Origin of the sequence: Pseudoalteromonas luteoviolacea, assembly GCF_000814765.1 — a bacterium.
GTDB lineage: Bacteria > Pseudomonadota > Gammaproteobacteria > Enterobacterales > Alteromonadaceae > Pseudoalteromonas > Pseudoalteromonas luteoviolacea_H.
On record NZ_JWIC01000005.1, the window covers coordinates 458,334 to 478,688 of the forward strand.

Consider the following 20,355-nt stretch of genomic DNA (forward strand, 5'->3'; position numbering starts at 1 on the left):
TCCTTTATTTTTATCTAATTAGCACTGAGTCAGCATTGCTGAACGCATCATAGCCAGAGATGATGATTTCGTCACCTTCTTGTAGACCTGTGATGATCTCAATGTCTTTTAAACTGCTTGAACCTGTTGATATTTCAACCCGCTCGGCAAAATTGTCGCGCAATCGATAAGCGAAGTAGCCGCCATTATTTAAAAATGGGCCACGCCTTACTGTCAGTACGTTTTCTTTATTTTCTAATTGAATACGGGCATGCACACGTTGGTTTTGGCGAATGCCCGTAATATCTTGATTGGTAAACTTGACTCTTGCGGTCACTTCACGATCGCTCACTTCAGGCGAGATGGCACTCAGTTGACCCACAAACTCTGTTGCTCCGATACGCATCAATACGGTCATTTCTAGTCCCAGCTCATTGGCATAACTTTCAGGCACTCTCAGTTCAGCTTCATAAGCAGATAGATCAACTAATGTCATCAGCGGATGGTTTTGGTTGACCGCAGCTTTATTTTGCACCAACAAATTACCTACGATGCCATCCACCGTGGCACGCACTTTTAAATTGGTAACGCGCCGTTTTATTTCCTCTACCACCAGCGCCTGTCTATCAAAGCGACTCTTTGCAGAAGCAAGTTCGAATTTGAGGGTGTCGTTGCCTATATCGGCCTCTTTCTGCGCATGGGAAAAGTTAACTTTTGCTTTGGCGTAATCATCCTGCGCTTGCTCTAAATCAATTTGGCTAATTAAGCTAGATTGAATTGACAGCTGAGCACGGCGGTTTTCACGCTCGGCAGCCTCAAGCGACACTTTTGCCAAATCTAGGGACTTTTCAAGGGCCAGCGCTTGACGACGCGCTTCTAACTGCTGCCTCTGCCATTCGCTTTCAAGACGTGACAACTCCGATTCTTGCTGCTTGAGCTCACTACTCAACTCAGGGCTGTGTAACTGTGCAACAAGCTGCCCCGCTTTAACACTATCACCTGCACTGACATATAAAGTCGCCACGCCGACTTCAGGGCTATATACAGTCGGTGCATGTGCTGCAACAATTCGCCCATGTGCACCAATCTCTCTTATCAACGTGTCAATTTGAACAGTTGCGATATCAAGCTGTGCTTTATCTACCGAACGCTGTGCTTGTGGCGATATAAATAACCACACTATTGTCAATATGAGCACGGCTATCCCCGCAGCTCCCCACACTGACTTGCGCTGAAAAAATGCTCTGCGCTCTGGCACATATTGATCCTGTCCACTGGTATCTTTAATCATCTTAGCCTCTCGATTTATCCTAGTGGACCAAGTGATACCAATAACATGCCAAAAATAAACTGCTGAATATTATATACTTTTTGTTTTTATTGTTATTTAAAAGCGTCCGCGGACAGAAAATGTGTCCGCAGCGGACAGGTTGGTGTAATACGATAAATTTATGGCGTAGCAATAGATGTAAGCCACTAAAGGTGCAGTTAGAATGAGAACAAGATATAGTAATAGATAGAAAAAAATGACAGGAAGCCCGATGCGTACACTATTTATAATACTCGTTTTTTTACTCAGCTTTTCAAGCTTAGCAATGCCGGAAAATATCATACTTGTTCGCCATGCCGAAAAACAAAAAGGTGTCGACCCGAGTTTAACTCAACAGGGAATTCAACGCGCAAAAATAATCGCACAAATGATGTTGCCCTATGAACCTACTAAACTTTACTCCACAAATTACAATCGTACAAAAGCCACATTGGCACCGCTTGCAGACTTAATTGACACACACATTTCACTTTACAATCCAGGTAGGCTTGATGAATTTGCCCATATGCTAAAAAAGCAGACGGGAACAATCATCGTTGCGGGCCATAGCAATACCACACCGGTTCTAGTGAAACATTTAACAGGTCGAGACGTCGAAATAGCGGAAGATGAATTTGATAAGGTATTTGTTGTCACATTTGAAGGTGAGATGGCTAAATTAAAGATCCATAGCTCAAATCAGTAAGCAATACCTAAACCCACCCCTAATCGCTGTGTAATAATGTGTAATGTTTACGCAGCCACAATCTCTATATAGTGTACCCATCACTTTGTAGAGCAGTCATATTAATTCACTGCATCGACTTATACAAAAATGGAGTACCTAAGACATGTCTTTCATTTCACCACCAGGCTCTTATAAATCGAGTTGTCGTAATATCCATTTTGAGGGCATTCCCGGTGAGGAAGACTGCTATATCATCGCGTTATGTCAAAAAGAAGATGGCAGCTGGGTTGAAAGCAGACTCAAGTATGATATCGCCAATATCAACGGCAAGCTCACATGGGCGCCAGATAGAAAGTAATATTCCCTTTTATAAACACATGCATTTCTATGTCGATACCGGGTCTAGGCATGGACCCTTTTTTCCCCTTACAGCAATGCAAAAATCGCATCTAACCCTGCGGAGATTTTTTCCGGTTCTTGCCCAGCAAAACCAAGTCGTATATGCGTTTCTCTCTCTACTTTAGCATGGCAAAACGCCTGCTCTGTGTGCGCAAAGATCTTTGCCACTTCAAGCTTGGCAGGTAAATCTGATACATCTCGTTTTAAATCAACCCAAAATGCCATGCCTCCATCCGGCTGCTTAAATTGAATATCAAACCCTTGTGCTTTGAGTTCATTGAGTTTATATGCCATCGAGTCACAACGTTGTTGATATAACTTAGTCATTCGGCGCAAGTGCCTTTCAAAGTAGCCAGTTGCCATCCAATCAGCAATGGCCAACTGCATCAACACATCATTTTTATGATTTATAAGCTTTTTTAGCCCCACCAGCTGCTGAAGTACCGCAGGTGCTGCGGTAATATATCCCAATCTCGCACCTGCAAACATAATTTTTGAAAAGGTAGACAGGTAAATTACAATCTGTGCGGGATCATTCGCTGCCATTGGCTGAAGTGGTGGGCAACGGTAGTGAAACTCATGATCATAATCATCTTCTATGATAAAAACGCCGTGCTGCGCACATAACTTATATATCGCCATTCTTCTCGCAACAGACATCGTGAGTGTAGTGGGGTATTGATGCAGAGGCGTTAAATACAATAAGCGAACTGTCGAGCTGGCAAAACATTGTGCCAATGATTCTACACACAAGCCCTGCTCATCTTGTTTAAGATCGTAAATCACACCACCGGCAGCCATAAAAGCTTGCCTTGCTGGCGGATAGCCAAGTGACTCCATTGCAACCCCTTCACCAGGGTTCAAAAACGCGTGTGCTGTTAAAAACAAGGCTTCCTGTGAGCCATTACAGACCAGTACATCGTCACAGGGTAATCCTCGCGCTTTGCGCAAGTATGCTTTTAATTGTGCTCGTAATTCGGGCTCCCCAGCCACATTTTGATAATGAAGTGCATGGGCGTTGCTACTACGACACACTTTATTGATGCTACGCTTGAACTCATCAAATGGAAACTGAGTTATATCCGGCAATCCACCCGCAAAATTATAGGTATATTCATCTAAAGTCGGTGACGAGTTTTTAGGGAGAACCGCAGCAAATTGTGGCGTAATTGGCTCAAATATCGCGTCTTGTTCATTGACTTGTGTGCTATGCACGATAGGCAATTGGCTATTGACCTTATAGCCTTTGCGAAGCTCAGATACCAACCACCCTTCAGCAACCAAGTTTTGCAGCGCATTCATCACCGTGTGTCTATTCACAGAAAAAAGCTGTCCTAAAGCCCGGGCTGACGGCAGCTTTTCACCGGGCTTTATATGGCCCTTTTGAATCGCTGAGCGCACTTGCTCTGCCATTTGAATATGTTTTGCTTTATTTTTTTTATCTAATGGAAGCCCTGTGAACATCATTTTATCGCAGCAGTATTAGGTGTTATTGAGCGTACAAAACTCTCTGTCTTCTATCAAGCTGGTATAGGCAAATTTTAAGATCTGGTTGTTTAAACGTAACCACAAAAGCGTAATCTTAACGCATAGCAAACATGTATCGTCATTGCCTAAGGAGAAATGTATGTTAAAACCGATATCATTGTGCTCTAGCAAAGTGCGTTTAGACCCCCTGTCACATTCACATCTTGATGCATTGCAAAAGGTGGGTGAAGCCGAGGCGCTTTGGCGCTGGGTTCCAAGTAAATATTGTCAAAGTCCAGAGATCTTAAAAGACTGGTTTGAACAAACTGCACAATTCGACCCGCTGGAGCAAATTGTCTTTGCCATTATCGATATTGAAACCAACCAAGTCACCGGTAATACACGTATATTTAGAGTGGATCCGCAAAACCTTCAAGCTGAAATTGGCCACACTTTTATTGGCTTAGACTGGCAACGTAGTCATATCAATACACACGCTAAGTATTTATTGCTTAAACATGCATTTGAAACGTTGGGGTTAGTCAGAATTGAATTTCAGACCCATGAGCAAAATCATAAATCCCGCAGTGCCATTGCGCGTTTAGGTGCACACTTCGAAGCCATTCACCTTAAAAATAGAAAGTTGCCAGATGGTAGCTTTAGAAATACAGCGCGCTTTAGTATCACAGATGATATGTGGCCAGACATTAAACAGCGTCTGGAGTCATGGTTATGAGGTATCCGCTCAAAGATTACAAAGTGCAAGATGACAATCAGCTATTTGAAGTAATTGAACATTTCCCACTGGCAACATTCATCTGTAAAGATAATAAACAAACGCATATTTGCCATCTTCCTGTCAGCCTTTGCAGAGATACACACACGCTCTATGGTCATGCGGTTGCGTCAAATCCGATTAGGCATTGTATTTCGTTGCCCGTAGATATTGTCTTTAGAGGACCTGATACGTATTTATCCCCACATCAAGTCAAAGGGCTTAGCCTGCCAACATGGGACTATGTCACGGTACAAGCCTCTGGCACCTTGCACTCTATCCATGATTTTGAGAAGCAATTAAAGGCAATGCAGCATATTTTAAATGCGTTCGAGGATAAACAAGATCCGTGGCAGCTTTCATTTGTACCTGAAAATAGATTAAAAGCCATGTGCAAAAGTTTAATCTTTTTCGACGTTAAACTGGAAACTATGTCTGGTAACTTCAAACTAAGCCAAAATAAAACGGTAGAAACGCGGGCTGATATTGCAAAATTACTGCGCAACACCAACCCAAAACTCAGCCGTTACTATGAGTAAATATGTTTAATTAAAGTGCACTTCCATCACAGTAGCTGATCGCTTGCCAAGGGTCATAAGGCCCAGATTTATTGGGCGCAAAATTGTAACTCCAATGCCGCGCTTGATATATCACTCCTTGATAAGCCACCTTTTGGCCTTTGACATTGTAGGCAAGATCAGCTTGCCAAGCACTTGCCGCACAGCCCCCCATTTCATAGCCAACCGTGATAGGAATGCTCAACTCACGACCAAAGTCGGGCTGTAATTGTGTCACGGCCGCGTCTAATTTATCGCTGTGATGGAGTGCAAGCTCTCCTTTACCTTTACGCTGATTAAAAAATGGAAATGCCAAGCCATCATGTTGGCTGTCATGTACTTTGAGTGTATAGCAGCCAGCAGGCACATCGAGTGTTAATTCATGCCAACTTGAGTCGGCAAACATATCCCAGCGCTTGATGAGTGTTTGCGATTTATCTAGCAGAGACACGCTGCTTTCCGCGCCGTTTTTACCTGTAAGTAGGCGCAACATGGCGCTGTGCTCAACCGCCACTGGTGCCTTGAACTGAACAGCTTGACTATTATTACCCTCCTGTTGATCATACTCACTGCGAACAGAAATGTTCAGCTTAGCGAGCTCTGGGTCATAGTTCCCCAAAAACTGTGATGAAAACGCAATACGCTTTGATTCACCTGCTTCAATTTCACCTTGCCAATGGTATTGGTGAGTGCGCAAACCTTCAATACCGTAATCAAACCACAGCTCATCAACCGTTGATTTGCCAAGGTTCTTCACGTCTACCTCAATTTCTCCACACGACAATCCGATTCGATCAGGCATGGCTGAATTAGGCTTAACGATAGATGTAAGCGCAACATCTTCTTCGACTTCCTGCTCGCCATAGGTAACCAAAACCGCATTAACAATATACCTAGGTGCGTCTGTACCATATTGAGATGGCTGCCAACTATATGCTTGCCAATCTAAATCAAATAAAGACGATCCCTCTACTGATGTGCTGACCGGATAGCTAAAAGGCTCAATGGCTTCGCCAGGACACCAGTTGGCACGGGCGAAAAGATAAGTCCCCCCTTGTGGAAAAGTGGCGCTCTGATCGCAATCATCTCGCCACAAGTTCTGCTTAACGACCAACTTGCCATCTTGCTCTAATGTGAAGTATCTATCACACCACTCACCACACAGCTCAGCTTTACCATCAGGATTGTCATAAGACAGCGCATGTCCATGTGCCGTTACAATCATCTTAACTTCGGCGTATTGTTCATCGGCTTCAAAGGTCACCGTTTTCACAGGTAAGCGCTGTGCAAAATCTTCTGCTGTTTTATATGGCCACCCCTCAGAACCTGACTCATATAAAGGAATGACACGCTTCACCGATTTTGTCTGATATGCGGGTTTAGAAATGAGTTTGGCAGCAATACCGAAGGCACTTTTTTTAGCTCCCCAACCGCCATAGTGAACGTTAAATGTGCCTTCTCCGCTTAACACCGGTGCAAGATGTGATACATCAAAATAAAAAGTACGACGCCAGTTTCTATCAAACCCATGCATTCCTCTTTGCATGTAACCGGCATAGGGGGTTATCAAACGTCCAAGTTCATAACGCTTTTCCCCTTGATACCATTCAAGACGGACGGTGTAGTCCCAATCACTACAGCCTTGCTCTGCGCATCCTAATTCGAGTGCCAGTATATGCCTTGATTTTAAATCAGCTGGCATTAGATTCACCGCGAACCGGTGGTCACCATGTTGAGTAAATGATGTGTATTCTGTCAATGTTTGTGTTGTTGCTATTGCTTTACTTGCTAACACCTGTGGACATGTAAATATCAATAGCCAAAAAAGTAAAAACCGCATCGCTCATTCCTTGGTTACATAAAATTAACACAACCATACGGTGATGAACTGAACAAGTAAAGACACAGTGTTCCTTTTTAATCCAGAAAATAACGAGGGATATAGACTTTAGAATTTATTTTTCTAACGCAAAAAGCCGCCAAATGGCGGCTGGTTGGAAACAACATAACAAGAAAACAAGTAAAGGAGGTTATTCTTTTTCTAACAGCTGGCTTGTGCCAATGGCAATTTTTCTCGGTTTCATTGCCTCTGGTACCTCGCGCTCAAGGTCAATCTTCAGCAAGCCATTTTCTAAGTCTGCACCCATCACTTTAATGTGGTCACCCAACTGGAATTTACGTTCAAAATTGCGCTCTGCGATGCCTTGATGAATAAATTTGCGTTCGACATTAGACGCTTTATTTTGCTTCTCGCCTTTCACCGTCAGCGTATTATTTTCTGACTCTAATGATAATTCTTGCTCGCTGAATCCTGCAACGGCCATGGTAATTTGATATTTGTCTTCATCCAATGCTTCGATGTTGTACGGGGGAAATCCAGACTGCTTTTCTGAGCTTCTTTGAGCTGAGTCCATTAGTGATGCTAGGTGATCTAAACCGATGAATGAACGATAAAGTGGTGATAAATCTACAGTACGCATAAGTGTATCCTCATAAAGCGATATTAAGCCGAATTCACTCTTAAAAAAGCAGAGAATTGGCATATTAAACAATATGTTAATTAAAGTTAGGTCCCTTACGGCGACCTCATAACTCTATCTATGGACGAGGCGATAAGATTTCAAGAAAAAAATTTAAAAAAAGATTTAGAAAAATGCAAACAGTTGTTTTTAAAGTAATTAAAACTCACGCTACAACCCAAGTATTTATACTAACGTGAGTCTAATATTTAAAACAGGGTGGCATCTGCGTTACTGATACTTTCTTTAAATAAAAACCTCAGTTCTTGAGGTGGCTTTTTCAAACTCCCCAAAATGGCACTGATTTTTTCTGCGTTATCACCAAACGCTTCAACCATACCCACTAAATCATCACTGGAACTGGCAATAAGCTCATCTAAATCATTTTCATCTTGAAGGTCGAACTGAGAAATCAGACCTGAATCGAACAACTGTTGCTTAAGCGTGGTATTCGACTTGCTTTTTGTTTCTTTTAAACTGGCCAATATCTCTTTGTTGGTTTTTTCTATTGATAAAATTTGCTCCACCATTTCAGCTCTGCGATTTAGGTTGCTAATCGCAAGCTCTAGTGCATCCATAACGTGGGCACAAATATCGCTGAGTTCACCTACATTTTTAACCAACAAAATACTGCTGCGCCAATTAAATACCATTGGGCCATGGTCAAATTGATGTACCCGTTCAAAGTCCTCATGATGAAGTAACAATTCATGTTCGAGTTTAGCCACACTACCGGAAGTACTCCGAAGTAGTTCTCGATTTTTAAAGTGGATAACAGCCCGCAGCCCCAAACTCGACAACGTATTGATGAATATTTTTTGTAACACCACAAGATCGCTACAATAGTGTGTTGCCTGCATAAACAAGCCAATTGATTTCATGCACGCATTTTGTCTTTGTAAATCTAGCAATAACGATTCTTTTTGCGCTATGTCCGCATGTGCTTCAAAGTAATCATGATCAGCCTCAAGGATTGCAACCACTTTAGCTTTGAGTTCATCTGGATGCGTAGTTTTGCACACGTATTCATTGGCACCAATCTCGAATGCCTTTAAACGACAGTCTGACGACGACAAATTTGAGATAAACACAATGGGCGTGTGGCGCAAATGCTCAATTTTACGCAACTCGCAGCATGTCGCATATCCATCCATACCTGCCATCACGATGTCTAATAAGATCACGTGGGGTTTGAGCTCAATGGCCTCTTGCAGACCTTCTTCACCGCTGGAAGCCACACTCACTTCATAATCAGCAAACGTCTGCGAAAGCAACGTTCTATATGTTTTGTCATCATCGATCACTAAAATACGGACGCTCATCCTAGCTCCAATTACTTTATTATCTTCTCTCAATATAGTCGTTAAACGAAACTCCGCCGTATTTAGCTTTCAATTTTTACAAATAAAAAAAGGGCTGCAACTAAGCATGCCCTTTGGTCCCTCTACGGAGAGTGTGAAAAACGAAAATAGTACCTAAACAATTAGAACTGAATATTCATACCCGCATAGACATATCTGCCCAACGTATCATAGGTGTATGGATCCGTGTTTGAGTCATTGTTACCTGAGTAATATGGTGGCTGCTTGTCGAATAAATTGTTAATGCCACCTGTCAACTTGATGGTCTCACTGACAAAGTAACTTCCTGAAATATCGTGATAGGTGACACTAGGTGTACTTGGCGCATAACAGCTACTTGGTTCACTTAAACAACTAAAGCTGTCCATGCCCGATAAATATCTGATTTTGTAGTTAGCACTCCACGCATCAGCTTTCACCGCCAAACTTAAACTTGATTTAATATCAGCATACCCACCCAGGCCAGAGGTAATAAGCCCCGTGTAATCGAACGTTTCGCCAGCCATGGTGATGGTTCTTTCTTTTAAGATTGAAGTGTCCCAACCAGCTTGCCAAGCTAAGCCCGCGGCATCAAAGCTATAAGCCACATTGATGTCATAACCTTGAGTCGTTTCATCACCAATATTTTGTAATTGGTTGTTAAACGTTGCTTTACCATTGGCTATCTCAACATTTGCTGACGAACAGACTGCTGAATCTTGATTGATCAGGTCGCCACTGCTGTTTACACAGTTATCAATGATATACTGATTGTTCACTTCGCTAATGGCATTAGTGATCGCAATATCATAATAATCAACGGTCAAAGATAAGCCTTCGACAAAGCTTGGCTCATACACTAACCCAAACGTTAACGTATCCGCTTCTTCGGGGGTTAAATTTGCGTTTCCACCCACGATAACTTCAGCTTGACTATCTAGCAACGGATGAGAGATCTGCTCAAAAGATGGGGATTTTCCACCATATAATTCATCTACGGTTGGAGCACGAAATGCCGTTGATTTCACCCCTCTGAACATTAACTGTTCATTTAATTTCCAAGTAAAACCAAGTTTCCATGTTGAGTCACTACCAAAACTTGAGTAGTCAAATGCTCGCACGGCTGCACTTAAATCTAAGTTTTGTGCAAAAGCCACATCTGCAAGTACAGGAATAGCAAGCTCAACAAACGCTTCATTCACATCGTATGAGCCACTGGTAGGCTCAACTTTAGGGTCATTAGCCAGCCCTTGAGACGTCAAAGAATCCGGTGTATACCACGCTTTTTCAGTCCTTTTTTCAATCCCCGTTGCGAAGCCCAAGTAGCCTGCAGGCAATTCAATAAGCTCACCAGCCAATGACGCACTGAAGTTCAACATCTGGCTACCACCTGTATTTTGCTCAGTATACAAGTAATCCGTCATGTTATCTGCTGACCATGCAGATTGGTCTAGTGGGTTGAAATTTCCAAGTTCAATGTCTTCGGTTAAACTGCCTATATTATGCAAGTTAGAGAGCTGATCAACTGAGTCGTTACGGCCAAAGTTAACAGCAACATCCCAGCTCCAATCATTATCTAAAAACCCCTCAACACCAACGACTGTTCTGACTGTATCAACAACTTGTGAAAAATCACGCGTACCAGTATCAGACATGCGACGACGATAGTGTATTGTATCCCCATAGTCTGCACCATGTTCTAAGAGATCATCGCCCATCTCCTCTGTGTAAGTAAAATCAAACCAAACAGGTTGAGGCGCCATTTGTTGTTCCGACCAACGCTTTGAGTACATTGCTTCAGTAAATAAAGTGGTGCGGTCATTTAGCTCGTAGTTCACAGTGCCAGTTAGATTGAGCCTTTGCATCGGCGTGTATAAGTAGCTATCTGAAGCATAGTTGTATGGATCTGTCTCAGGGTTGTACTCCGCATAGTTACCCTCTTTATCCCCTTGCAGCTCTTTTCCGTTTTCAAGATACAAATGACCATTCGGCGTAATGGTTGAACCACCACATGTCAGTGATTTTCCGCCATCTACCTCGCTAATTGGGCAAGATGAAAAGTCTCTATCTGCTTGACTTGCGGAGCCCCTTTCCATGTATTGGATACCAAATACCATGTTTCCACGGTCAAAACTGGTACCCACAGTCAAATCAATATTATGCTGCTCAGCATCTCCTTCACCAGATAATCCAGTTTGTGCATTCAGTTCTGCCCCTTCAAAATCATCTTTTAAGATGATATTTACAACGCCTGCTACCGCATCAGTGCCATATACTGCTGAAGCGCCATCTTTAAGCACTTCGATATGTTTAATCATCGCGACAGGGATGGTGTTAAGATCCACCGTTGATGCAGCACCAGTGCCTGAATTAATCATTCTTCGGCCATTTACCAACACCAAAGTACGCTGTGCGCCAAGACCACGTAAATTAATACTCGCATTTCCTCCTGAACCATTATTGACCCCTGGATTGGTCATTGCGCCGGCTGCTGCTGTGATATCCTGAAGCACATCATCAATGGTAACCGCACCACTGGCTTGAATAGCATCCGCGCCAATAAATGTAACCGGACTTGCAGTTTCCATGTCAGAGCGTTTAATACGAGAGCCTGTTACCTCTATTTTTTCGATTTGTGTGGCTTGCTCTTTTGCAAATACCGGGGTTATTGCACTTCCCGTTGACAATGCAATCGCAATACTGATGGCGGTTTTTCTCATAGATACTTTCCTAAATAGATGTTGTTTTGACTTGCCATGGCGCTTGAGATGACATTAGAGCGGCGAAAATGAATGAAAAATTAATAAAAGCGCAATAAAAACTCAATACACACTCAGACCCATGAGCGCAGGCACCCCTCATGTAAAAACAAACAAAAAAGCCATTAAAAATCAAAAACTTAAAACCAATGAAAAGATAGGAAAAGATGCGTAAAGATGCGTTTTAGGTTGTAAACCAATGTTATCCAAGCTGATTTTACCGCGTAAAATCGAGTGTAACAGCCCACTTAAATGCAAAATTAGCAACTGTTAGGTGTGCTCACTCCCATTACCCGCATTACTGAGATAACAAAAAATAATTTAAAATATAAATTATTTAATATCAGTTGCTTAACTATGAAAAACCAAAAAAGTTAAATTTATTTATAAAATTTGTGAAATAAAAGAAAGCAGTTGTAGGTCTTGCTTTAAGTCATTCAATTAAGGAGAGAATTATCATGACAACTTTAAGTAAACCAGCAACTTACTATCCAAACTACGAAGTGAATGCCGACGATATTATGACGGTCATCGAGATCTGCCATCCCGACAGTCCTCACAAAAAGCGTGCTTTTGACATGATACAAAACGCAGAAGTCAAAAAGAGGCACCTGATCATGCCTTTAACGGATGTGGTTAAGCAGGGAAACTTTGGCGAGCGAGCCAAGGTATATCAAGATGCCGCCATTGAAATGGCTGAAAAAGTCGCTCGTGAAGCCATTCATAATGCCCGATTAAATGTTGACGAAATTGATATGGTCATCGCCACTTCTTGTACTGGGTTTATGATGCCATCACTCACCGCACATCTCATAAATCGTCTGTCACTCAGAGCTGATACTAAGCAAATCCCCATTGCTCAACTCGGATGTGTGGCTGGCGCTTCAGCGATTGGACGCGCATTTGAATATTGTGAGCACCGTCCAGATAGAAACGTATTGATTGTTTGCGTTGAAACCTCATCTCTGTGCTTTCATAAAGAGGCAGGTAGACTGCAAGACTTTATAAGCAACTCACTTTTTGCGGATGGTGCAGCTGCGGTAGTGATGCGAGGAGATGACCAAATTTCAGGGTTAAGATTGACACATAATCAGAGTGTCACCATTGAAGACACGATGCCATACATCGAGTATCAACTGACAGATAAAGGCTTTAAGTTTTCATTGGACAAAGATGTCATGCACTCAATCCCCCACGTAGCGCCTTATCTACAGTCCTTTTGCCAAGAAAAGCTGGAAATCGATGCCAATGACGTCGACAATACCATATTTCACACCGGTGGCAGACGCATCCTAGATGAATTAGAGCGCTGTTTAAACCTTGATCCAGATAAAGTGAAGCACTCTCGAGCCTGCTTAGCTGAGACTGGCAATACGTCCAGCGTTGCAGTTATCGATGTATTGCGTCGCACCTTTGAACAAGCCACAAAGGGTGAAACCAGTTTACTTGCCGCATTTGGTCCAGGGTTTACATCCGAAATGAGTGTTGGTGTCTGGCAGTAATATTGCCAGTAATAAGAGAAGTACTGATGGGAGATAAGCCATTTTACTCAACAAGCAGAGATAAATGGCTTGCCTGTTATTTAAGCACCTTCTTCTAGTTTTAAAAGCAGTGCTTTAATACCTTTTTTAGCACTCAAAATATGATGTTTTAAATACTCACACGCGCTGTCTATCTCTTTATCTCTGCACAGTTGTAATAACTTTCGATGCTCTTCTGGCGCAGTATTAATACCGCCAGCTAACAAAATGTGCATTCGAACATAACGTTCAGAGTTTTTGCTATAAACCGCAACAAGTTCACGTGTTTGAGGTCTATTAGCCCTCGAGTATAACTTATCGTGAAATTCTGCATTTAATTTGCCAGTCGCAAGCTGAGAGTCCCCAGCTGAAATAGCATCTTCAAGATCCGCTAAAATGGCTTCCGCTTCAAGCAAATCACGATTCGTTAAATGCATGACCGAATGCCTTAGCAACTCCGCTTCCAACAAAGCGCGTAAATCAAATATTTCATCAATCTGATCAGCACTGAGACTGGTGACTGTCGCGCCTTTGTGTGCTTCAAAGTTAACTAATCCTTCTGCTTCTAATTGTAACAGCGCTTCTCGAACAGGGATGCGACTAACATTGAGCTCTTCAGCCAATGCCGCTTGACGCAAAGGCTCTCCCGCCTTTATCTCGCCGCTTAAAATCTTATCTCTAATCGCTTCGGCAACAAGTTGAGTTCTAGTTTTATGTACAATCGCCATGGGGTTAATCAAAAATTTACAGTGACTTACATTATACGTAGCTAAATCAAAAATGCACGCAGGCCCCATTTATCTTTGTATTGCGCGTGGTAATAGCCAAGCCTATCAAGACCAGGCTCGGCTAATACGACGGCGTTAAATACCACCTTGTATACATAACGGACGTAAAAAACGCAAAATTGCGCGTGTACCAACAGAGGTGCTTTTCACATCTGTTGAAGAAGGAAAAGGTCCGCCATGATTCATCGACATGCATACCTCCACACCAGTAGGCGCTTGGTTAAAGATTAAACGTCCCACCTTATAACTCAGAGACTCTATTATTTCGGCTTGTTCGTGCAGCTTATCTGCGCTGCCATAAACGCTCGCTGTTAACTGGCCGTCTAACGCCTCTACCGCGTGCACTAGCGCCTCTTCATCTCGATATTTAACCACAATAGCACACGGACCAAATATCTCTTCTTGCAGAAGTTTGTGTTGAACAAAGTCATCAGCGCTACAGGTATAAAGTTGAACAGCCGCATGGTATTGCTTACTGAGCGTACCTTGCGCCACTAACGCTATATTGGGATGCTGACGTAACATGTCTGTGCGTTTCTTATAAGTCTGTAAAATGCCCGTCGTCAGCAGTGTGTCTGAATGCGCAACTTCAACCGCATTAATCGCAGCTCGTTCAAAGTCGATATCTTCCTCAGGCACAAACCATATTCCCGGGCTGGTACAGAATTGACCGTGACCCATAACCAGCGAATTCACCAATTGAGTCGCCAATATTGATTGCTGATGTGCATCTTGCCCTGTCAATACAATTTGAGGGTTTACACTACCCAGCTCCCCATACAACGGAATAGGCTCTTTCCTATCATTAATGGTTTTTAGTAATGCTGTTGCAGCAGCAAGCGATCCTGTAAAGCCAACCGCTTTAACGACAGGGTCTTTCACTAATTGATGAGAAAGTGGGTGCTGACTACCTTGAAGCATTGAAAACACGCCGTCAGGTATCCCGCATTGCTTGATGGCTTTATCAATTGCTTTTGTCATCAACTCATTGGTTGCAGGGTGAGCTGGATGTGCCTTCACTATCACAGGGCAGCCTGCTGCAAGCGCCGCGGCAGTGTCTCCACCAAGTGTCGAAAAAGCATATGGGAAGTTTGACGCGCCAAATACAGCCACCACCCCTATTGGAATATGTGTTAAGGCTGTGTGCGGCTTAGCAATAGGCAACCTTGTTTCGTCACCTTCATCAACACAGTTTAAGTTGAGCGGTGTAAGTTCTTGTTCTAACACTTCAGCAAAAGCACGCAGCTGACCGATGGTTCGCGCACGTTCTCCTTCTAGGCGCTGACGCGGCAAATTAGTTTCTAACATTGTCGTTTCTATAAGCGCATCGCCTAGGACTGTCACTTCATCAGCAATGGTACTTAAAAACTGTGCCCGTTGACGATTTGAGATTCGACGATACGACTTAAACGCCCTATCAGCTGACGCCGTTGCTCGTCTTACTTGCGCTTCAGTGGCTTCGAAAAACATCGCAGGTAAATATTCGTTGGTGCCCGGACAAAAACTGTTAAAAGTGTCGCCTTGTTGGTTGTTTTGCCAATTGCCCGCGATATAACTCTGTCCATATAATTTCATTATTACCTCCAGTTATTGATGAATTTGAAAAACAGTGTTAGATCACTTGAAATCCAAATGCATAAGGGTCATCGTCATCTACAGTTATGCAGTTCGTGCCCGTGCGCACCGCCCAACCTTGAATACTAGGACGAATTGCCAGTTTACCTGCCACTTCTGTCACCTCTTCGACGCGCCCAATAAATTGACTACCAATATAGCTTTCATGGATAAAATCTTGCTGTGGCTTTAAGTGCCCCTTTGCATAGAGCTGAGCCATACGTGCGCTGGTGCCTGTACCGCAAGGAGAACGGTCAATGGCTTTATCTCCATAAAATACCGCATTTGCGGACGTAGAATCGTCATTTTGTGGTTTACCAGTCCAAAGTACATGCGATGCCCCATGTACATGGGCAGATTCTGGGTGGATACACTTGACTGTCGCATTAACCACAGTGCGCACTTCACGACTCATTTTGATTAATGTGTCGGCATCTGTGCTTTCTATGCCTTTAAAATTTCCCTGTGGCTCAACAATGATGTAAAAGTTACCGCCATATGCGATATCAACACTTAATTCCCCAAGTGCTTCAGTCTCAATAGTCACATCTGTATGTGCCAAAAATGCAGGCACATTAACGAGCCTAACCCACTTTACTTTATCTTGATGCATCTCATATTGCGCATCTACTCGACCTGCTGGCGTATCAATTTTGACTAAGCCCATTTCTTGTGGGTGGATTAACCCTTGCTCCAGCGCAAATGTCACCGTGCCAATGGTGCCGTGCCCGCACATAGGCAAACACCCTGATGTTTCAATAAACAATATGCTCACATCACCATCGTCGCTGCAAGGTGGGTATAAAAATGCACCTGACATCATATCGTGCCCGCGGGGCTCAAACATTAAAGCTTTGCGGATCCAGTCAAACTCAGCAAGAAAATGCTGCCGCTTGTCAGCCATCGTGGCCCCCCTAAGATTTGGGTGGCCACTGGTAACAAGACGCACAGGGTTGCCACACGTGTGGCCATCAATACAAAAAAATGTCCCCCTGTTCATGTTGAAAACCCTTAATCGAGATTAAATTTACTGAGGTCAATGCGGTTGGTGATCGCATCATCATACAAACGGCTCACATAAGCCTTTTCGTCTTGAGTCAGGGATAATCGTGGTGAACGTGTTTTTTCACTGCCTCGCCCTGCCAGCTGCTCCGCATATTTAATGCATTGCACCAAAGTCGGTACTGTGTCCAAGCGCAGTAACGGTAAAAACCAACGCCACACCTCTGTGGCTTCAGCATACCTGCCTTGCTGTGCAAGTTTGTAAATAGCCACTGACTCACGAGGAAATACATTCGTCAGGCCAGAAATCCAACCTGTCGCGCCTAACATCAAACTTTCTAATGCAATGTCATCCACTCCACCAAAAATGACAAAGCGCTCACCAAAAGCGGACAAAAGCTCACTGATCCGGCGCGTGTCCTCTGTTGCCTCTTTGACTGAGACAATATTGTCTTCCAACGCCAGTGTACGCATACCTTCAATTGACACATCGACACCATAAGTAATCGGGTTGTTATAAATCATAATGGGTAATGCTGTTGAACGTGCAACGTATTGATAATGATGGATAGCCTCACGCTCAGTTGAGCGATAGACCATTCCCGGTAGGACCATAAATCCATCAATGCCTATTTTTTCAGCATCTTGAACAAATTCCACGGCCAGTGAAGTGGTGGTTTCCGCCACGCCTGAAAGTAAAGGTACCCTACCAGCGACAACCTCTCTAGCGGCTTGCAAAACTTGTCGTTTTTCATCTGCACGTAAAGAGCAATTTTCGCCCACAGTCCCTAACACAATGATGCCATGTACCCCATCTTCAATCAGCGAATTGATCATCGATTTGGTGGTTTCGAAATTAATCGTCTCGTCTTCGTTAAACTGTGTGGTCACTGCAGGGTAAACCCCTTGCCAATCTACGTTCATGGTTATTCCTCTGTTATCGTTCTTGCTTTTTACTATAGGTATATTGTATACAATAATCAATATACCATTTTGGAAAAAATCATAATCTCCGATGAAACATCTAAAAAAAGGCTTTAACTCAATGAAAAGTATAAATTTAATAGAATATAAAAAGTTATCTACGACAGAAGTGCACGAGATGCAATTTGAAAAGAGCACGCATAAATGACTAAAAATAATAAAATTGCAGTCATCGGCGCTGGCATAATCGGGGTATGTAATGCCGTACAATTGCAGCGCCATGGGTATCAAGTAAGCTTGTTCGATCCCAACGGAGTAGGTACACAATGCTCTATGGGCAATGCTGGGCACTTTGCAACAGAGCAGGTCTTTCCTTTAGCCGACAAAGCACTGTTCAAAAAGCTGCCCGGTATGTTGATGAACAAGTTGAGTCCTCTGCGCATTGATTGGCGATATTTGGTCAAGGCGCTACCATGGTTTGCTCGATTTTGTAGCAATATGCCAGCACGCGCTTATCGGCACAATACAGAGGCCCTGAAAGCCCTTAATCTTGCAGCAATCGATGCATACAGACGATTATTAGGGGCAAATTTTGATGCACATATCACGTGTAATGGGAGTTTACTGACCTTTGAGAAATTCTGTTATGATGACATTGAAAAACTATATCAGGCGTATGTCTCAAATGGTGTCAACGTTGAGCTGCTCGATCAACAAGCAACACAAGCTTTAGAGCCACAGCTTCATAATAAAATTAACTATGCATTACTTTTCAAAGATGTCGCGCATACGACCGACCCATATAAATTATCAAACACCCTCTTTCAGGAATTTCTCCGCTTAGGTGGTCAGTTCATACAACAAGCCGTTACCAACATACAGCAACATGACAAAGTGATTGTGGCTACCGATACACAGGGCTCGCCGCCTCACTTTGATAAAGTGGTGATTTGTACTGGAGCATGGAGTAAGCAGTTGTGCAAGCAACTGGGTTATAAACTGCCACTCGAAGCTGAGCGAGGCTATCATAATATGCTCAGTACACATGCTTTGAGCCGCCCTGTAGCTTCCGCAGATCGCCAGTTCATTATGACACCAATGAAAAATGGACTTCGTCTCGCAGGTACCGTTGAGTTTGCAGGTCTAAATCGTCCGCCCTTTTATGCAAGAGCCGCTTCATTACTTACTCACGCTAAAGGCATGCTCAAGGGGTTTAGTGATGTTCGCCAAGGTACTTACTGGATGGGCCCTAGGCCCTCTTTACCGGACTCACTACCTGTTATTGGCCAAGCCCCTGAACACCCAAATATACTGTTTGCGTTAGGGCACCAACATCTGGGGCTTACACAAGCCGCGATCACCAGTGAACTCATCGCAAACTTGGTTGCAAATCAGCCAACTGTATTTGATATTACCCCTTACAGCATCACGCGTTTTCAGTAGTACTCGATAATAACGAAATAGGATACATTTATGATAGGTATAGGCTTTCAATCAAAGCAAGCAGCACTTGATAACCTCAATACAATGACATCAGGGATACAACCCATTATCGAGGAAGATTACCGAACTCGTATGGCCAAGGCACAAACATATATGCAAGCCAATAATATCGATGCTTTATTCCTTAATGCTGGTACTAACTTAAAGTACTTTACTGGGTTAGATTGGTCAGCCAGTGAACGGCTCGTTGGTGCATTATTGCCAGCCCAAGGGGAAGTTTGTTTTATCGCACCTTTCTTTGAGCTTGGTACAATCAGCGAGTACCAAGTGATCAAAGGGAAAGTACATGCGTGGCAAGAAGAACAATGCCCCTATCAACTTCTGGGGCAGGTATTTTTAGAGTGCGGGATATCGCACAATGCCACGCTAGCCATTGATGAAAGTACAGCTTTTTTTGTCGTCGATGGGATCAATAAAGCGAACCCGAGCCTGAATGTCGTTAACGGACATCAAGTGACCAGCCACTGCCGTATGCACAAATCGGCGAACGAAATCGCTTTAATTCAACGAGCAATGGATATGACACTGGCTGTACAACAAGCCGCAGCTTCCATGCTGCACGAAGGCATCACGACCACTGAAGTCGAATCGTTCATAGCGCAAGCACACAAGAAAGTGGGCGCTTCGGGAAATTACTTCTGTATTGTTTTATTTGGTAAAGCCTCTTCATTTCCGCATGGCGTGAAGGAGCCACAAACTCTGAAACAAGGTGATGTGGTGTTAATCGATACAGGCTGTAAACTGCACGGTTATCTGAGTGACATTACCCGAACTTATGTTTTTGGCAAAGCGACAGACTATCAAAGGGAGATATGGGAACATGAAAAACAAGCGCAATTACATGCTTTTAATGCAGCCCAAATTGGCGCGACATGCGGTGATGTGGATTACGCAGCAAGAAGCTACTTTGCTAAACATAACTTAGGGCCAGATTATCAGTTACCAGGTTGCCCGCATAGAACAGGACATGGTATCGGTTTAGATATTCACGAACGCCCTTATCTTGTCAAAGACAACCCACAACGATTAGCGCCGGGCATGTGCTTTTCCAATGAGCCCATGTTAGTGATACCAGATCAATTTGGTATTCGCCTTGAAGATCACTTTTACATCACTGAGTCAGGCCCAAAATGGTTTACAGAGCCAAGCTATAGTATCGATGACCCTTTTGGACTAGAGAAATAGTACAGACTACGCCGCAGGAAAATACCT

General features: G+C 43.3%; 17 protein-coding genes. 7 read left to right on the forward strand and 10 right to left on the reverse strand.

All coding sequences use genetic code 11. The features are described 5' to 3' along the window. Positions 1 to 10 precede the first annotated feature (10 nt). The gene (locus JF50_RS09500) at positions 11 to 1,270 is read right to left on the reverse strand and encodes an efflux RND transporter periplasmic adaptor subunit (protein ID WP_039609199.1); all 1,260 of its coding nucleotides are present in this window, start codon (positions 1,268 to 1,270) and stop codon (positions 11 to 13) included. A 250-nt stretch (positions 1,271 to 1,520) separates the two neighbouring features. Here JF50_RS09500 and JF50_RS09505 point away from each other — a divergent pair, with 250 nt between their 5' ends. Continuing rightward, on the forward strand, positions 1,521 to 1,994 hold the full coding sequence (locus JF50_RS09505; protein WP_039609200.1) for a SixA phosphatase family protein: 474 nt from the start codon (positions 1,521 to 1,523) through the stop codon (positions 1,992 to 1,994). A 145-nt stretch (positions 1,995 to 2,139) separates the two neighbouring features. Next, positions 2,140 to 2,334, forward strand: coding sequence for a CVNH domain-containing protein (locus JF50_RS09510; protein ID WP_039609201.1), 195 nt, complete (start codon positions 2,140 to 2,142; stop codon positions 2,332 to 2,334). A gap of 68 nt (positions 2,335 to 2,402) precedes the next feature. Here JF50_RS09510 and JF50_RS09515 read toward each other — a convergent pair whose 3' ends face one another. Continuing rightward, complete coding sequence (locus JF50_RS09515) at positions 2,403 to 3,842, reverse strand: PLP-dependent aminotransferase family protein (protein WP_327077595.1); 1,440 nt, start codon at positions 3,840 to 3,842, stop codon at positions 2,403 to 2,405. Positions 3,843 to 4,002: 160 nt separating this feature from the next. Between JF50_RS09515 and JF50_RS09520 the strand changes: the two genes are divergently transcribed. Together JF50_RS09520 and JF50_RS09525 are read left to right on the forward strand one after the other, a co-directional pair. Further along, positions 4,003 to 4,578, forward strand: a complete 576-nt coding sequence (locus tag JF50_RS09520) for a GNAT family N-acetyltransferase (RefSeq protein WP_039609202.1) — start codon at positions 4,003 to 4,005, stop codon at positions 4,576 to 4,578. Next, a complete protein-coding gene (locus tag JF50_RS09525) occupies positions 4,575 to 5,156 on the forward strand; it encodes an FMN-binding negative transcriptional regulator (protein ID WP_039609203.1) in 582 nt (193 codons plus the stop codon). Before JF50_RS09520 ends, JF50_RS09525 begins: the two co-directional genes overlap by 4 nt. Before the next feature lie 10 nt (positions 5,157 to 5,166). On the opposite strand, the gene JF50_RS09530 is transcribed toward JF50_RS09525, so the two are convergent. The 4 genes from JF50_RS09530 to JF50_RS09545 form a co-directional block, all read right to left on the reverse strand. Next, entirely contained in the window at positions 5,167 to 7,014 is a 1,848-nt protein-coding gene (locus JF50_RS09530; RefSeq protein ID WP_039609204.1) for a peptide-N-glycosidase F-related protein, read from the reverse strand. A 190-nt stretch (positions 7,015 to 7,204) separates the two neighbouring features. Beyond that, the gene (locus tag JF50_RS09535; protein ID WP_039609205.1) at positions 7,205 to 7,654 is read right to left on the reverse strand and encodes an Hsp20 family protein; all 450 of its coding nucleotides are present in this window, start codon (positions 7,652 to 7,654) and stop codon (positions 7,205 to 7,207) included. A gap of 248 nt (positions 7,655 to 7,902) precedes the next feature. Continuing rightward, entirely contained in the window at positions 7,903 to 9,015 is a 1,113-nt protein-coding gene (locus tag JF50_RS09540) for a response regulator (protein ID WP_039609206.1), read from the reverse strand. A 161-nt stretch (positions 9,016 to 9,176) separates the two neighbouring features. Beyond that, positions 9,177 to 11,753, reverse strand: coding sequence for a TonB-dependent receptor plug domain-containing protein (locus tag JF50_RS09545; protein ID WP_039609207.1), 2,577 nt, complete (start codon positions 11,751 to 11,753; stop codon positions 9,177 to 9,179). A gap of 497 nt (positions 11,754 to 12,250) precedes the next feature. Here JF50_RS09545 and JF50_RS09550 point away from each other — a divergent pair, with 497 nt between their 5' ends. Further along, positions 12,251 to 13,294 (forward strand): type III polyketide synthase, encoded by a 1,044-nt coding sequence (locus JF50_RS09550; protein WP_039609208.1) that lies wholly within the window; start codon positions 12,251 to 12,253, stop codon positions 13,292 to 13,294. 80 nt (positions 13,295 to 13,374) lie between these two features. Here the strand turns inward: JF50_RS09550 and JF50_RS09555 are convergent, their stop codons facing one another. The 4 genes from JF50_RS09555 to JF50_RS09570 all read right to left on the reverse strand — a co-directional run bounded on the left by JF50_RS09555 (position 13,375) and on the right by JF50_RS09570 (position 17,640). After that, positions 13,375 to 14,040, reverse strand: coding sequence for a GntR family transcriptional regulator (locus tag JF50_RS09555; RefSeq protein WP_039609556.1), 666 nt, complete (start codon positions 14,038 to 14,040; stop codon positions 13,375 to 13,377). 135 nt (positions 14,041 to 14,175) lie between these two features. After that, a complete protein-coding gene (locus JF50_RS09560; RefSeq protein ID WP_039609209.1) occupies positions 14,176 to 15,675 on the reverse strand; it encodes an aldehyde dehydrogenase (NADP(+)) in 1,500 nt (499 codons plus the stop codon). 37 nt (positions 15,676 to 15,712) lie between these two features. Further along, positions 15,713 to 16,714 carry a 4-hydroxyproline epimerase gene (locus tag JF50_RS09565; RefSeq protein WP_039609210.1) on the reverse strand — a complete coding sequence of 334 codons (1,002 nt, stop codon included), beginning with the start codon at positions 16,712 to 16,714 and terminating at the stop codon, positions 15,713 to 15,715. A gap of 11 nt (positions 16,715 to 16,725) precedes the next feature. Next, positions 16,726 to 17,640 carry a dihydrodipicolinate synthase family protein gene (locus JF50_RS09570; protein ID WP_039609211.1) on the reverse strand — a complete coding sequence of 305 codons (915 nt, stop codon included), beginning with the start codon at positions 17,638 to 17,640 and terminating at the stop codon, positions 16,726 to 16,728. 204 nt (positions 17,641 to 17,844) lie between these two features. Between JF50_RS09570 and JF50_RS09575 the strand changes: the two genes are divergently transcribed. Together JF50_RS09575 and JF50_RS09580 are read left to right on the forward strand one after the other, a co-directional pair. After that, positions 17,845 to 19,083: an NAD(P)/FAD-dependent oxidoreductase gene (locus JF50_RS09575; RefSeq protein WP_039609212.1), complete on the forward strand. Its 1,239-nt coding sequence runs from the start codon at positions 17,845 to 17,847 to the stop codon at positions 19,081 to 19,083. 30 nt (positions 19,084 to 19,113) lie between these two features. Then, the gene (locus tag JF50_RS09580) at positions 19,114 to 20,328 is read left to right on the forward strand and encodes a M24 family metallopeptidase (RefSeq protein ID WP_039609213.1); all 1,215 of its coding nucleotides are present in this window, start codon (positions 19,114 to 19,116) and stop codon (positions 20,326 to 20,328) included. Positions 20,329 to 20,355: the final 27 nt, after the last annotated feature.

Bases quoted from the DNA above. Each gene is read 5' to 3' on its own strand.
- JF50_RS09540 (WP_039609206.1), bottom strand. From the start codon at position 9,015: ATGAGCGTCCGTATTTTAGTGATCGATGATGACAAAACATATAGAACG.
- JF50_RS09520 (WP_039609202.1), top strand. From the start codon at position 4,003: ATGTTAAAACCGATATCATTGTGCTCTAGCAAAGTGCGTTTAGACCCC.
- JF50_RS09555 (WP_039609556.1), bottom strand. From the start codon at position 14,040: ATGGCGATTGTACATAAAACTAGAACTCAACTTGTTGCCGAAGCGATT.
- JF50_RS09560 (WP_039609209.1), bottom strand. From the start codon at position 15,675: ATGAAATTATATGGACAGAGTTATATCGCGGGCAATTGGCAAAACAAC.
- JF50_RS09580 (WP_039609213.1), top strand. From the start codon at position 19,114: ATGATAGGTATAGGCTTTCAATCAAAGCAAGCAGCACTTGATAACCTC.
- JF50_RS09525 (WP_039609203.1), top strand. From the start codon at position 4,575: ATGAGGTATCCGCTCAAAGATTACAAAGTGCAAGATGACAATCAGCTA.
- JF50_RS09535 (WP_039609205.1), bottom strand. From the start codon at position 7,654: ATGCGTACTGTAGATTTATCACCACTTTATCGTTCATTCATCGGTTTA.
- JF50_RS09510 (WP_039609201.1), top strand. From the start codon at position 2,140: ATGTCTTTCATTTCACCACCAGGCTCTTATAAATCGAGTTGTCGTAAT.
- JF50_RS09500 (WP_039609199.1), bottom strand. From the start codon at position 1,270: ATGATTAAAGATACCAGTGGACAGGATCAATATGTGCCAGAGCGCAGA.
- JF50_RS09575 (WP_039609212.1), top strand. From the start codon at position 17,845: ATGACTAAAAATAATAAAATTGCAGTCATCGGCGCTGGCATAATCGGG.
- JF50_RS09515 (WP_327077595.1), bottom strand. From the start codon at position 3,842: ATGATGTTCACAGGGCTTCCATTAGATAAAAAAAATAAAGCAAAACAT.
- JF50_RS09530 (WP_039609204.1), bottom strand. From the start codon at position 7,014: ATGCGGTTTTTACTTTTTTGGCTATTGATATTTACATGTCCACAGGTG.
- JF50_RS09545 (WP_039609207.1), bottom strand. From the start codon at position 11,753: ATGAGAAAAACCGCCATCAGTATTGCGATTGCATTGTCAACGGGAAGT.
- JF50_RS09565 (WP_039609210.1), bottom strand. From the start codon at position 16,714: ATGAACAGGGGGACATTTTTTTGTATTGATGGCCACACGTGTGGCAAC.
- JF50_RS09550 (WP_039609208.1), top strand. From the start codon at position 12,251: ATGACAACTTTAAGTAAACCAGCAACTTACTATCCAAACTACGAAGTG.
- JF50_RS09505 (WP_039609200.1), top strand. From the start codon at position 1,521: ATGCGTACACTATTTATAATACTCGTTTTTTTACTCAGCTTTTCAAGC.
- JF50_RS09570 (WP_039609211.1), bottom strand. From the start codon at position 17,640: ATGAACGTAGATTGGCAAGGGGTTTACCCTGCAGTGACCACACAGTTT.